The organism is Exiguobacterium acetylicum (assembly GCF_022170825.1).
Lineage (GTDB): Bacteria > Bacillota > Bacilli > Exiguobacteriales > Exiguobacteriaceae > Exiguobacterium_A > Exiguobacterium_A acetylicum_B.
Genome location: NZ_CP081878.1, coordinates 74,238 through 87,305, shown reverse-complemented (window position 1 = coordinate 87,305; position 13,068 = coordinate 74,238). Strand labels below are relative to the sequence as shown.

Annotated in this window: 8 protein-coding genes, 6 tRNA genes and 3 rRNA genes; all 17 read right to left on the bottom strand. The window is 50.0% G+C overall.

The features are described 5' to 3' along the window. Positions 1 to 119 precede the first annotated feature (119 nt). Positions 120 to 195: transfer RNA gene (locus tag K6T22_RS00505), tRNA-Ala, on the bottom strand. 22 nt (positions 196 to 217) lie between these two features. Next, positions 218 to 294, bottom strand: a tRNA-Pro gene (locus tag K6T22_RS00500). Positions 295 to 298: 4 nt separating this feature from the next. Continuing rightward, positions 299 to 372 (bottom strand) — tRNA-Arg (locus tag K6T22_RS00495). 38 nt (positions 373 to 410) lie between these two features. Continuing rightward, positions 411 to 497, bottom strand: a tRNA-Leu gene (locus tag K6T22_RS00490). Positions 498 to 559: 62 nt separating this feature from the next. Then, positions 560 to 635, bottom strand: a tRNA-Thr gene (locus K6T22_RS00485). 14 nt (positions 636 to 649) lie between these two features. Beyond that, positions 650 to 725: transfer RNA gene (locus K6T22_RS00480), tRNA-Val, on the bottom strand. 8 nt (positions 726 to 733) lie between these two features. Beyond that, positions 734 to 849: ribosomal RNA gene (rrf, locus tag K6T22_RS00475) — 5S ribosomal RNA — on the bottom strand. 101 nt (positions 850 to 950) lie between these two features. Continuing rightward, positions 951 to 3,864: ribosomal RNA gene (locus K6T22_RS00470) — 23S ribosomal RNA — on the bottom strand. 168 nt (positions 3,865 to 4,032) lie between these two features. Further along, a 16S ribosomal RNA gene (locus K6T22_RS00465) occupies positions 4,033 to 5,594 on the bottom strand. The 16S, 23S and 5S rRNA genes sit together here with 6 tRNA genes alongside, the layout of an rRNA operon. Positions 5,595 to 5,974: 380 nt before the next feature. Next, positions 5,975 to 7,456, bottom strand: a complete 1,482-nt coding sequence (lysS, locus tag K6T22_RS00460; RefSeq protein ID WP_238239989.1) for a lysine--tRNA ligase — start codon at positions 7,454 to 7,456, stop codon at positions 5,975 to 5,977. A gap of 161 nt (positions 7,457 to 7,617) precedes the next feature. Beyond that, complete coding sequence (gene dusB / locus K6T22_RS00455; RefSeq protein WP_238238386.1) at positions 7,618 to 8,610, bottom strand: tRNA dihydrouridine synthase DusB; 993 nt, start codon at positions 8,608 to 8,610, stop codon at positions 7,618 to 7,620. Then, positions 8,610 to 9,125, bottom strand: a complete 516-nt coding sequence (folK, locus tag K6T22_RS00450) for a 2-amino-4-hydroxy-6-hydroxymethyldihydropteridine diphosphokinase (RefSeq protein ID WP_238238384.1) — start codon at positions 9,123 to 9,125, stop codon at positions 8,610 to 8,612. The genes dusB and folK overlap by 1 nt, the downstream gene beginning before the upstream one ends. After that, positions 9,122 to 9,493, bottom strand: coding sequence for a dihydroneopterin aldolase (folB, locus tag K6T22_RS00445; RefSeq protein ID WP_238238383.1), 372 nt, complete (start codon positions 9,491 to 9,493; stop codon positions 9,122 to 9,124). The genes folK and folB overlap by 4 nt, the downstream gene beginning before the upstream one ends. 2 nt (positions 9,494 to 9,495) lie before the next feature. After that, on the bottom strand, positions 9,496 to 10,281 hold the full coding sequence (gene folP, locus K6T22_RS00440; RefSeq protein WP_238238381.1) for a dihydropteroate synthase: 786 nt from the start codon (positions 10,279 to 10,281) through the stop codon (positions 9,496 to 9,498). Then, positions 10,278 to 11,117: an aminotransferase class IV gene (locus K6T22_RS00435; protein WP_238238379.1), complete on the bottom strand. Its 840-nt coding sequence runs from the start codon at positions 11,115 to 11,117 to the stop codon at positions 10,278 to 10,280. Before K6T22_RS00435 ends, folP begins: the two co-directional genes overlap by 4 nt. Further along, a complete protein-coding gene (locus tag K6T22_RS00430) occupies positions 11,101 to 11,682 on the bottom strand; it encodes an anthranilate synthase component II (RefSeq protein ID WP_238238377.1) in 582 nt (193 codons plus the stop codon). The genes K6T22_RS00435 and K6T22_RS00430 overlap by 17 nt, the downstream gene beginning before the upstream one ends. Then, a complete protein-coding gene (locus tag K6T22_RS00425) occupies positions 11,679 to 13,064 on the bottom strand; it encodes an anthranilate synthase component I family protein (RefSeq protein WP_238238376.1) in 1,386 nt (461 codons plus the stop codon). The genes K6T22_RS00430 and K6T22_RS00425 overlap by 4 nt, the downstream gene beginning before the upstream one ends. Between the last annotated feature and the right edge of the window lie 4 nt (positions 13,065 to 13,068).

Below are 13,068 nucleotides of genomic sequence, written 5' to 3'. Positions count from 1 at the left end.
GACTTGCTCGTTGTTGTGACCGAAGTCACGATTGACGAAGCTTGCGCTTCATTCGTTTTTGTATTCCGTAGAATACGATTTTTGCCTCATCGTTCAGTTTTCAAAGTTCGTCATAAAAATGGTGGAGCCTAGCGGGATCGAACCGCTGACCTCCTGCGTGCAAGGCAGGCGCTCTCCCAGCTGAGCTAAGGCCCCATTAAAGGGATGAAATTGAAGATGGTCGGGAAGACAGGATTCGAACCTGCGACCCCTTGGTCCCAAACCAAGTGCTCTACCAAGCTGAGCTACTTCCCGAAAATGCACCCTGAGAGATTCGAACTCCCGACCCCTTGATTCGTAGTCAAGTACTCTATCCAGCTGAGCTAAGGGTGCGGAATATAAGGATCAAACAGCAAACATCAAAATGAAAATGGTACCGAGGGCCGGAATCGAACCGGCACGGGGAAACCCCCGCAGGATTTTAAGTCCTGTGCGTCTACCAGTTCCGCCACCCCGGCAGGGATATAAAAGGTAGAACCTTCATTCATAATTGAATTCTGGTGATCATTGAAGATAAAGATGGTGCCGGCAACAGGAGTCGAACCCGCGACCTACTGATTACAAGTCAGTTGCTCTACCAGCTGAGCTACACCGGCAAGTGTAATAAAAATGGTGGAGGATGACGGGATCGAACCGCCGACCCCCTGCTTGTAAGGCAGGTGCTCTCCCAGCTGAGCTAATCCTCCATATGTACGCCTGGCAGCGTCCTATCCTCACAGGGGGAAGCCCCCAACTACTTTCGGCGTTCAAGTGCTTAACTTCCGTGTTCGGCATGGGAACGGGTGTGACCACTTGGCTATCGCCACCAGACATTTATTATCTTAACATTATGTTCGCATAACGTCAAGACTTTTTTTCGTTTTTTTGAAAGGCTCGCGCCCTCAAAACTGAAGTCATCAACAAGCATCTGCTAGAACAAGGCCTCGACCGATTAGTATCACTCAGCTCCACATGTCGCCATGCTTCCACCCGTGACCTATCTACCTCATCGTCTCTGAGGGGTCTTTCTTGATTACTCAAAGGGAAATCTCATCTTGGAGGGGGCTTCATGCTTAGATGCTTTCAGCATTTATCCCGTCCGCACGTAGCTACCCAGCGATGCTCCTGGCGGAACAACTGGTACACCAGCGGTGCGTCCATCCCGGTCCTCTCGTACTAAGGACAGCTCTCCTCAAATTTCCTGCGCCCACGACGGATAGGGACCGAACTGTCTCACGACGTTCTGAACCCAGCTCGCGTACCGCTTTAATGGGCGAACAGCCCAACCCTTGGGACCTACTCCAGCCCCAGGATGCGATGAGCCGACATCGAGGTGCCAAACCTCCCCGTCGATGTGGACTCTTGGGGGAGATCAGCCTGTTATCCCCAGGGTAGCTTTTATCCGTTGAGCGATGGCCCTTCCATGCGGAACCACCGGATCACTAAGCCCGACTTTCGTCCCTGCTCGACTTGTAGGTCTCGCAGTCAAGCTCCCTTCTGCCTTTGCGCTCTACGAATGATTTCCAACCATTCTGAGGGAACCTTTGGGCGCCTCCGTTACTGTTTAGGAGGCGACCGCCCCAGTCAAACTACCCGCCTGACACGGTCCTCCAGCCGGATTACGGCTGCGAGTTAGAGACTCTATGCATGAAGGGCGGTATCCCAAGGGTGACTCCTCCGAAGCTGGCGCTCCGGGCTCGACGTCTCCCGCCTATCCTGTACATCATGCACAAAGCCTCAATATCAGGCTGTAGTAAAGCTCCATGGGGTCTTTCCGTCCTGTCGCGGGTAACCTGCATCTTCACAGGTACTATGATTTCACCGGGTCTCTCGTTGAGACAGTGCCCAAATCGTTACGCCTTTCGTGCGGGTCGGAACTTACCCGACAAGGAATTTCGCTACCTTAGGACCGTTATAGTTACGGCCGCCGTTTACTGGGGCTTCGGTTCAAAGCTTCGCTTGCGCTAACCCATCCCCTTAACCTTCCAGCACCGGGCAGGCGTCAGCCCCTATACGTCATCTTGCGATTTAGCAGAGACCTGTGTTTTTGCTAAACAGTCGTTTGGGCCTATTCACTGCGGCTCTACTCATGTAGAGCGTCCCTTCTCCCGAAGTTACGGGACCATTTTGCCGAGTTCCTTAACGAGAGTTATCCCGCGCGTCTTAGAATTCTCATCTCGCCTACCTGTGTCGGTTTACGGTACTGGCGCCTTCCCCCTCACTAGAGGCTTTTCTTGGCAGTGTGAAATCGTGACCTACGTCCCTACGGGACTCCGCATCGTTCCTTGACTTTGATGCCTGACGGATTTGCCAATCAGACGGTCTTGAAACTTGCACATGCACTTCCATCCGCATGCGTCACTATCCTCCTGCGTCCCCCCATTGTTCAAACGGTGGATCGGCGGTACAGGAATATCAACCTGTTATCCATCGCCTACGCCTTTCGGCCTCGGCTTAGGTCCAGACTAACCCTGAGCGGACGAGCCTTCCTCAGGAAACCTTGGGCTTTCGACGGAGGGGATTCTCACCCCTCTTTTCGCTACTCACACCGGCATTCTCACTTCCAAACGCTCCACTGCTCCTTCCGGTACAGCTTCACAGCGGTTTGGAACGCTCCCCTACCATTCCTTACGGAATCCGCAGCTTCGGTGGTATGTTTAGCCCCGTTACATTTTCGGCGCGGCGCCACTCGACTAGTGAGCTATTACGCACTCTTTGAATGGTGGCTGCTTCTAAGCCAACATCCTAGCTGTCTAGGCAGCGCCACATCCTTTTCCACTTAACATACACTTTGGGACCTTAGCTGGCGGTCTGGGCTGTTTCCCTCTTGACTACGGATCTTATCACTCGCAGTCTGACTCCCGAGTATAAGTTGCTGGCATTCGGAGTTTAACTGAATTCGGTAACCCTGTGGGGGCCCCTAGTCCAATCAGTGCTCTACCTCCAGAACTCTCAACCTCGAGGCTAGCCCTAAAGCTATTTCGGGGAGAACCAGCTATCTCCAGGTTCGATTGGCATTTCACCGCTACCCACACCTCATCCCCGCACTTTTCAACGTGCGTGGGTTCGGACCTCCAGTCAGTGTTACCTGACCTTCATCCTGGACATGGGTAGATCACCTGGTTTCGGGTCTACGACAACGCACTGAACGCCCTGTTCAGACTCGCTTTCGCTACGGCTCCGCCTCATCGGCTTAACCTCGCGCGTTATCGTAACTCGCCGGTTCATTCTACAAAAGGCACGCCATCACCCGTTAACGGGCTCTGACTACTTGTAGGCATACGGTTTCAGGATCTATTTCACTCCCCTTCCGGGGTGCTTTTCACCTTTCCCTCACGGTACTGGTTCACTATCGGTCACTAGGGAGTATTTAGCCTTGGGAGATGGTCCTCCCGGATTCCGACGGGGTTTCACGTGTCCCGCCGTACTCAGGATCCACTCTGGAGGGAAAACAGTTTCAGCTACAGGGCTGTCACCTTCTTCGGCGGACCTTTCCAGGTCCTTCACCTACTGTCTTCCTTTTTGACTCCGTATAGAGTGTCCTACAACCCCGAAGAGCATGCTCTCCGGTTTGGGCTGTTCCCGTTTCGCTCGCCGCTACTCAGGGAATCGCATTTGCTTTCTCTTCCTCCGGGTACTTAGATGTTTCAGTTCCCCGGGTCTGCCTCACGCTACGCTATGTATTCACGTAACATGTCCCATCCCATTACAGATGGTGGGTTCCCCCATTCGGAAATCTTCGGATCAAAGCATACTTACTGCTCCCCGAAGCATATCGCTGTTCGTCGCGTCCTTCATCGGCTCCTAGTGCCAAGGCATCCACCGTACGCCCTTCATACCTTGATCTAGCGTTGGTATTCTAAGAACACACGTCTTAAATGACATGGTTAATTAAAAGTTTGATGTCTTGTTGATGTCTTCAGTTTTCAAGGTGCGAGTGTCTCTTTCGAGACGTGAGAGACGAGCTCTCAAAACTGAACGATGGGCATGTCCCGTAAGGGACGTTTTCCTTAGAAAGGAGGTGATCCAGCCGCACCTTCCGATACGGCTACCTTGTTACGACTTCACCCCAATCATCTACCCCACCTTCGACGGCTGGCTCCTTGCGGTTACCTCACCGGCTTCGGGTGTTGCAAACTCTCGTGGTGTGACGGGCGGTGTGTACAAGACCCGGGAACGTATTCACCGCAGTATGCTGACCTGCGATTACTAGCGATTCCGACTTCATGCAGGCGAGTTGCAGCCTGCAATCCGAACTGGGAACGGCTTTATGGGATTGGCTCCACCTCGCGGTCTCGCTGCCCTTTGTACCGTCCATTGTAGCACGTGTGTAGCCCAACTCATAAGGGGCATGATGATTTGACGTCATCCCCACCTTCCTCCGGTTTGTCACCGGCAGTCTCCCTAGAGTGCCCAACTAAATGCTGGCAACTAAGGATAGGGGTTGCGCTCGTTGCGGGACTTAACCCAACATCTCACGACACGAGCTGACGACAACCATGCACCACCTGTCACCATTGTCCCCGAAGGGAAAACTTGATCTCTCAAGCGGTCAATGGGATGTCAAGAGTTGGTAAGGTTCTTCGCGTTGCTTCGAATTAAACCACATGCTCCACCGCTTGTGCGGGTCCCCGTCAATTCCTTTGAGTTTCAGCCTTGCGGCCGTACTCCCCAGGCGGAGTGCTTAATGCGTTAGCTTCAGCACTGAGGGGCGGAAACCCCCCAACACCTAGCACTCATCGTTTACGGCGTGGACTACCAGGGTATCTAATCCTGTTTGCTCCCCACGCTTTCGCGCCTCAGCGTCAGTTACAGACCAAAGAGTCGCCTTCGCCACTGGTGTTCCTCCACATCTCTACGCATTTCACCGCTACACGTGGAATTCCACTCTTCTCTTCTGTACTCAAGCCTTCCAGTTTCCAATGGCCCTCCCCGGTTGAGCCGGGGGCTTTCACATCAGACTTAAAAGGCCGCCTGCGCGCGCTTTACGCCCAATAATTCCGGACAACGCTTGCCACCTACGTATTACCGCGGCTGCTGGCACGTAGTTAGCCGTGGCTTTCTCGTAAGGTACCGTCAAGGTACGAGCATTACCTCTCGTACGTGTTCTTCCCTTACAACAGAGTTTTACGATCCGAAAACCTTCATCACTCACGCGGCGTTGCTCCATCAGACTTTCGTCCATTGTGGAAGATTCCCTACTGCTGCCTCCCGTAGGAGTCTGGGCCGTGTCTCAGTCCCAGTGTGGCCGATCACCCTCTCAGGTCGGCTATGCATCGTCGCCTTGGTGGGCCGTTACCCCACCAACTAGCTAATGCACCGCAAGGCCATCTCAAGGTGACGCCGGAGCGCCTTTCATCAGCGGACCATGCGGTCCGTTGAACTATCCGGTATTAGCTCCGATTTCTCGGAGTTATCCCAATCCTTGAGGCAGGTTCCTTACGTGTTACTCACCCGTCCGCCGCTCATTCCACTGCCTTCCCTCCGAAGAGTTCCGTCAGTTTCCTGCGCTCGACTTGCATGTATTAGGCACGCCGCCAGCGTTCGTCCTGAGCCAGGATCAAACTCTCCATGAAGTGTTTGACTTGCTCGTTGTGTGACCGAAGTCACGATTGACGAAGCTTGCGCTTCATTCGTTTTTGTATTCCGTAGAATACGATTTTTGCCTCATCGTTCAGTTTTCAAAGTTCGTCGTGTCGTTTTCAGCGACTTTAATATCTTACCAAGTTATCAACTCGATTGTCAACAACTTTTTTGATATTTATTTTTGTGTGTCACGACCATTCGCGGCACAAGAAGTAATATACCATGGCTTTTCGAATCGTACAAGCGTTTTATTAGAAAAACATTTAAAAACTTTTATTTACCCGTTTTTCAACTTGATTATGCTTACGTTCTCTTCAAAAAGAACGCCCCGTTCCTTCTATACAGTATAGAAAGAACGGAGCTTCATTCATTAATTTTGTTGGTGACGCATCGTTGGGAAGAGTAACACATCACGAATCGATGGTGCGTTCGTCAATAACATGACGAGACGATCGATCCCGATTCCAAGACCACCTGTTGGCGGCATACCATATTCGAGTGCTTCAATGAAGTCTGTATCCATTTCATGCGCTTCATCGTTACCGGCTTCTTTCTCGACAAGTTGCGCTTCGAACCGTTCACGTTGATCGATTGGATCGTTCAACTCCGTGAAGGCATTCGCATGTTCACGACGGACGATGAATAATTCAAAGCGATCCGTAAAGCGTGGATCTTCAGGATTTTTCTTCGCTAATGGTGATACTTCAACAGGATGACCATAGACGAATGTTGGTTGAACTAATGTTTCTTCTACTTTTTGCTCGAAGAATTCATTTAGAATGTGTCCTGTCGTCATATGCGACTGGACCTCAACACCATGCTCACGCGCGAGTTCAAGAGCACGTTCATTTGAAATCTGTTCAAAGAAGTCGACACCTGTTGCTTCTTTAACGAGATCAACCATGTGCGCACGTTTCCAACCCACAGATAGATCAATGATGTCTTCTCCATAAGTGACTTGAGTCGTACCGAGTACTTCTTGCGCAACATGAGCAATCAGGTTCTCTGTTAAATTCATGATGTCTTTATAGTCCGCATACGCTTCATAGAGTTCGATCATCGTAAATTCTGGGTTATGACGCGTTGAGATTCCTTCATTACGGAACACGCGACCGATTTCGTAGACTTTCTCAAGTCCACCGACGATCAAACGTTTCAAATGGAGTTCAATCGCAATCCGCATGTAAAGCGTCATGTCGAGTGCATTATGATGCGTGATGAACGGACGAGCCGACGCTCCACCCGCGATCGTATGCAACATTGGTGTTTCGACTTCCAAGTATCCTAAGTTATCAAGATATTGACGAATACCGCGAATGACTTTACTACGTGCGATGAATGTCTCACGTGATTCTTGGTTTGTAATGAGGTCGAGGTAACGCTGACGATAACGTTGTTCGATATCTTTTAATCCGTGATATTTATCTGGAAGTGGACGTAGTGCTTTTGTTAATAACGTAAATGCTGTGACGTGAACAGAGAGTTCACCAACATTTGTCTTAAACACGTATCCTTGAATTCCGACGATGTCACCTAAGTCACATGTCTTATAAATTTCATAGGCATCTTCCCCAACATCATCTTTACGGACATACAACTGAATTTGACCTTGAACATCCTGAACGTTCGTAAAGCCAACCTTCCCTTTACGACGCGTCGTCATGACACGACCTGCGATCGCTACTTCCGGTTTCAGTTCAGCCAATTCTTCTTTTGTATGTTCACCAAATGATGCACGAATGCTCGCGGTATCCGTCGAACGTTCAAAACGTGCGCCGAATGGATCGAGACCTTGTTCACGCATGGCGTTCATCTTACCGAGACGCACCTGCATTTGATCGTTCATTTCCATATCCTGACTCACTGTCTTCACTCCTTTTAATAATGGTTCACGACGATTCCCTCGAATAAAAAGCTGCCGGAATGACCGACAGCCCTTTAGAAAACCGATACGCTCATCTTCAATGCAACTAGCGTACCACAAAACAACTCTGTCCGACTATACTTTACCTGTTAGGCATATGCTACGTCTTCTTCGAGCGTTTGTAAGTACTGCTGTAAGAGTTCAACGAGTCCGTCGTGCGTCTCGATATTGAATAACGCGTTGCGCACACGACCGTTTCCTTTCATCCCTTTCAAGTACCACGCGACATGTGTCCGCATTTCGCGTACTGCGAGTTCTTCTCCTTTTAAAGCGACTAAACGCGTAGCATGTAAAAGACAAATATCAATCTTCTCGCGTGCTGTTGGTTCTGGCGGAAGCGTTCCTGATTCAAGGTACTGGATTGTCTGATACAGCATCCATGGATTACCGAGTGCTGCCCGTCCGATCATAACACCGTCGACACCAATCTCATCAATCATTCGTTTGGCATCTTGTGGGGTTTGAACATCCCCGTTTCCGATGATTGGAATATTGACCGCTTTTTTTGCTTCACCGATGATGTTCCAGTCTGCGACACCTTCATATTTTTGCGAACGTGTCCGTCCGTGAATGGCAACTGCCTTCGCGCCACCTGCTTCTGCTGCTTTGACGTTATCCACACAATAGATGTGATGACTGTCCCACCCGGTCCGCATCTTGACTGTTACTGGTTTATCGATTGCTTGCGTCACCGCATGGACCATCTCATAGACCTTACCTGGATCAAGTAGCCATTTTGCTCCGGCATCACTCTTCGTGACTTTCGGGACCGGACATCCCATATTGATATCAATGATATCGGCATTCGTGTTCGCCTCGACATATTGCGCGGCTTGAACAAGCGTCTCTTTTGAACCACCATAGATTTGAAGACTGAGTGGTTTTTCGCGTTCATCGACATAGAGCATCTGAAGCGTCCGTTCGTTCTCGTACAAGATTCCCTTATCGCTGACCATCTCGGCACAGACAAGTCCTGCACCGAATTCTTTTGCGATCAAACGAAACGCCGGATTACAGACGCCTGCCATCGGTGCCAAGATGACCTGATTTTTTAATTTGATATCACCAATGTTCCATTCCATTACTGTTCCTCCGCTTCTAAAAGACCACCTAACCGTCGCACACCGTTTCGTTCCGACTCTGGTAACTGCTCATACAGCTGCTCGACACTTTGTCCAAGACCAGGAACGATTTGTTCTGCAGCAAGTTCACGTAATGGCGCGAGGACGAACGCCCGCTCTTGCATCCGTGGATGCGGAACGGTTAATCCTTCTAAATCAATTTGTTCTTCCGCATACAGCAAAATATCTAAGTCGAGCGTCCGCGGTCCATTTTTAAATAGGCGCTTGCGTCCTTCAAGCTGTTCGATTTCCTGCAATCGTCCGAGCAATACATCGGCATCGTCCGTCGTTTGAATCGCGACGACCATGTTATAGAATAAATCCTGATCGAGATAACCGACCGGTACTGTTTCATAAATCGATGAAGCTTGAACATCGTGCACAGACGGTAATGCTCTCAGATGCGCAACCGCCGCTCTTAAATGAGCCGCTTTATCACCAATGTTTGAACCAAGTGCAATATACGCGTACTTCATACATAATCCTCCCGGAGTCGATTGATCTCGACCGCCACATGTTCATAGTGCCCGGCAATCGGTGGATCCGGTTTGATGACTTTAATTGATGCTTCTTCAATCCGTTCGTCTAATGCAAAGACGGCTTTAGCAATACGATCCGCCAAGGCTTCGACGAGTTGGAGCGGTTCTCCTTCGACGACACGTTTCGTCGCTTCATACAATTCAGCGTAATTGACGCTTTTCGTCAAATCATCTGTTCGACCGGCTTCTGCCAATGCAAGTCCGATCGATAAGTCGACATTAAAGCGTTGACCCAGTTTTGTCTCTTCTGCGAATACACCGTGGTATCCATAAAAACGCATCCCGGTGACATGAATTCGATCCATCGTTATTCCCCCTTCGTCGCTGCCAACATGATGTCCATCATCTGCGCTGCCCGTTTGACTTCTTTCACGTCATGCACACGCATCCAGTCGCATCCTTGTTGAATGCCATAACAGACCGTCGCGATCGTTCCTTCTAGTCGTTCTTCCGTCGGTAGTCCAAGTGCAAGTCCGATCATCGATTTACGGGATGTGCCGAGTAAAACCGGATAACCAAAGTCCGTTACGATCGACAGGTGACGCATCAAATACAAGTTCTCTTCGTGCGTCTTCATGAAACCAATTCCCGGATCGAGCCAAATATGTTCTTCCGCGACATTTGCCTGTTTCGCCAATCGGATCGACTCCTCAAGGTCAGCTCGGACTTCCGCGAGCATATCCGGTCCATGCGCCGTCTCCCGGTTATGCATCAAAATGATTGGAACACGATGTCGCGCTGCCACGTCGACCATCGAACGATCACCCCACTTCGAGCCCCAGACATCATTGATGATATCTGCTCCTGCTTCAATAGCGGCTTCCGCGACGACGGGTTTATACGTATCAATCGAAACGAGCACATTCAATTCCCGTTTGATGCGCTTGATCACTGGTATGACACGTGCGAGTTCTTCTTCGACCGATACGAACGCCGCACCCGGACGCGTCGATTCTCCACCGACATCGATCGCATCCGCTCCATCCGCGACTAACTGGCGTGCTTGGCGCACCGCTTGCTCGACGTCAACATATTGTCCACCATCAGAGAAGGAGTCCGGTGTTACATTTAAAATACCCATGATGTAGGTCATTGTTGTTTCCTCCTTGTTGTCACATGTTCAACGGATTGATCAAACAGTTCCATGATCTGCGCATATCCTGTTCCATTTATTCCGGGGAAGGGGCGCCCATCGAGTGACGAGATCGCGACCGCTTCCTGAACAGAGTTCGTATAGATGATCTCATCTGCTTCTTCGAGTTGCGGTAAATAAGCTAGACGTTCCTCGACCGGTAGATGTTGCATCAAAAACTGACGCGTAATCCCGTTCAGTGCTCCGGTCTCAAGCGGTGACGTATACCATGTGCTCCCGTAACGCCAAAAGATATTGGATGTAATCCCCTCGCACACATGACCTTCTTTCGTTAAGAACAGCCCTTCCGCTTCTGGATTGAACAGTTGACGTTTCGCTACTAAATTATTCATGTAATGATGTGACTTCAGACGATATGTCGTCTCCGGCGTACTCCGTGGCAAACGAATCGTTTCGAGTGCACGTTCTGCCCGCTTTCGTGGAGCGATCGGTTTTGCATAGATTAAGACAGTCGGCGTGTCGTAAGGATCAATTGATAACCCAATCTCACGCGGACCAGCCGAGACGTTCAAGCGAATGTATAAATCGTTCGCATCATATGCTTCATATAAATCTTGGATCGCTTGCCGCAACGCTTCCCGGTCATATGCTAGTTGGATCCCGAGCGCAATACAACTCATCCGTAAGCGTTCGATATGATCATCGAATAAAAACGGATGTCCGCTATAGGTCCGAAACGTCTCAAATACACCCATCCCGTAGACGTATCCGTGATCGAGTGGTGAGATTCTTACCTCTTCTTCTCGTTTAATGGTTCCGTCATGCCAGAGATACATAATGCGTCAACTCCAAGAAATTTTTTAACATCTGTTTGCCGTCTCGCGTCAAAATCGCTTCTGGATGGAACTGCACACCGTGAATCGGTAACGTCCGGTGACGAAGTGCCATGATCTCTCCACCTGCTACTGCTGTTACTTCGAGCACTTCCGGAAACGTCTCGCGTTCAATGACGAGTGAATGATAACGTGTCACCGGTGTTGCTTGCGGGATTTGTTCAAACATCCCTTGTCCGTCATGCGTAAGCGATGAGACTTTCCCGTGCATTAATTCCTTCGCTCGAATGACTTTCCCACCAAATACTTGTCCGATCGCTTGATGACCTAAGCAGACTCCTAAAATCGGTACCTTCCCAGCAAAGTAAGCAATCGCTTCTAAACTAATCCCTGCTTCATTCGGTGTACACGGACCGGGCGAGATGACGAGGTGATCCGGACGTAACGCTTCGATTTCTTCAAGTGTAATCGCGTCGTTGCGAAACACACGAATGTCTTGTCCGAGTTCACCGAAATACTGGACTAAGTTATACGTAAATGAATCATAGTTATCAATCAGTACAATCATCGTGTTCCCTCCGCCGTTTCTTTTGTTACCCATAATGCTTTTGCTTTACTAAGTGACTCCTCGTATTCACGTGCCGCATCGGAATCCGTGACGACTCCAGCACCTGCTTGGACATATGCCATCCCGTCTTTTGCAACGAGTGTCCGAATCAAGATGTTGAAGATGACATCATCTGCCCAGCTGATGAAGCCAAGCGATCCAGTATAGATGCCGCGTCGGACCGGTTCTAGTTCCTCGATGATTTCCATCGTCCGAATTTTTGGTGCTCCGGTGATCGTTCCACCTGGGAACATTGCAGCGAGCACTTGACTTCCGGAATGTTCCGGCGCCACTTGTCCTCTGACGTTCGATACGATGTGCTGAACATGGGAGTATTTCTCGATCACCATTAGCTCATCGACATGAACTGTACCATAACGACTGACACGCCCTAAATCGTTCCGCTCTAAATCAACGAGCATGACATGCTCCGCTCGTTCTTTTTCGTTATCGAGTAAAGTTTTCGCAAGCCGTAAGTCCTCTGCTTCATCCTTCCCTCGCGGACGTGTTCCCGCAATCGGACGCGTCGACAGATCGTCACCGATTTTTTCGACAAGCAATTCTGGCGATGCCGACACGAGTGTTAAATCCTCGTCAGCAAAGTAACCCATATAGGGTGAAGGATTGACCTGTCGTAATACATCATACAGATGTTCCGGCGTCGTCCCGAGCGGTTCTTGTTGACGGACGGACAAATTGACTTGGAAGACGTCACCGTCCTCAATATACGATTTAATTCGGTGCGCTGCTGTCATGAACGCTTCCTGTCCGAAAGCTCGTTCTCGCTCACCGGATGAACCGGTCGCTGTAAACTGAGGCGTCGCTGTCTCGATACACCAACGCGCGATTTCTGTTTCAAGGACACGCGCCGCTTCTTCTGCTGTGTCACGTGTCACGGCAATGAACAATTGCTTTGTCTCCTCATCAAACACAGCGACTTCATCGTACCAGTAGAATGATAAATCCGGCGTCTGAAGATCGTCTACTGCCTGAACAGGTAACTTCTCTAAATAACGGACGGCATCATAACTGACGTATCCGGCAAATCCACCAAAGAACGGTGGCATGCCGACAGGTCGAACAGATTCACGTTCGACTCGGAGCTGTTCGAGGACATCAAATGGATTCGCAGTCGATGTTTCGACTTTTCCCTCTGTCTCGATCGTCGTTATCCCGTCCTTCGTACGAATATATCCGACAGGACGGATGGCGGCCATCGTATAGCGTCCGATCCGACCACTTTCAAGCCAAACGTGCCCGGTTGCTCCGGTCGTCTGCTCCACGTAGCGATTATAGAATTGCTCTTTTGTCCATGGTACTGCTTTATATTTCGTCTGTCGCATGCGC

Bases quoted from the DNA above. Each gene is read 5' to 3' on its own strand.
- lysS (WP_238239989.1), bottom strand. From the start codon at position 7,456: ATGGAAATGAACGATCAAATGCAGGTGCGTCTCGGTAAGATGAACGCC.
- dusB (WP_238238386.1), bottom strand. From the start codon at position 8,610: ATGGAATGGAACATTGGTGATATCAAATTAAAAAATCAGGTCATCTTG.
- folK (WP_238238384.1), bottom strand. From the start codon at position 9,125: ATGAAGTACGCGTATATTGCACTTGGTTCAAACATTGGTGATAAAGCG.
- folB (WP_238238383.1), bottom strand. From the start codon at position 9,493: ATGGATCGAATTCATGTCACCGGGATGCGTTTTTATGGATACCACGGT.
- folP (WP_238238381.1), bottom strand. From the start codon at position 10,281: ATGACCTACATCATGGGTATTTTAAATGTAACACCGGACTCCTTCTCT.
- K6T22_RS00435 (WP_238238379.1), bottom strand. From the start codon at position 11,117: ATGTATCTCTGGCATGACGGAACCATTAAACGAGAAGAAGAGGTAAGA.
- K6T22_RS00430 (WP_238238377.1), bottom strand. From the start codon at position 11,682: ATGATTGTACTGATTGATAACTATGATTCATTTACGTATAACTTAGTC.
- K6T22_RS00425 (WP_238238376.1), bottom strand. From the start codon at position 13,064: ATGCGACAGACGAAATATAAAGCAGTACCATGGACAAAAGAGCAATTC.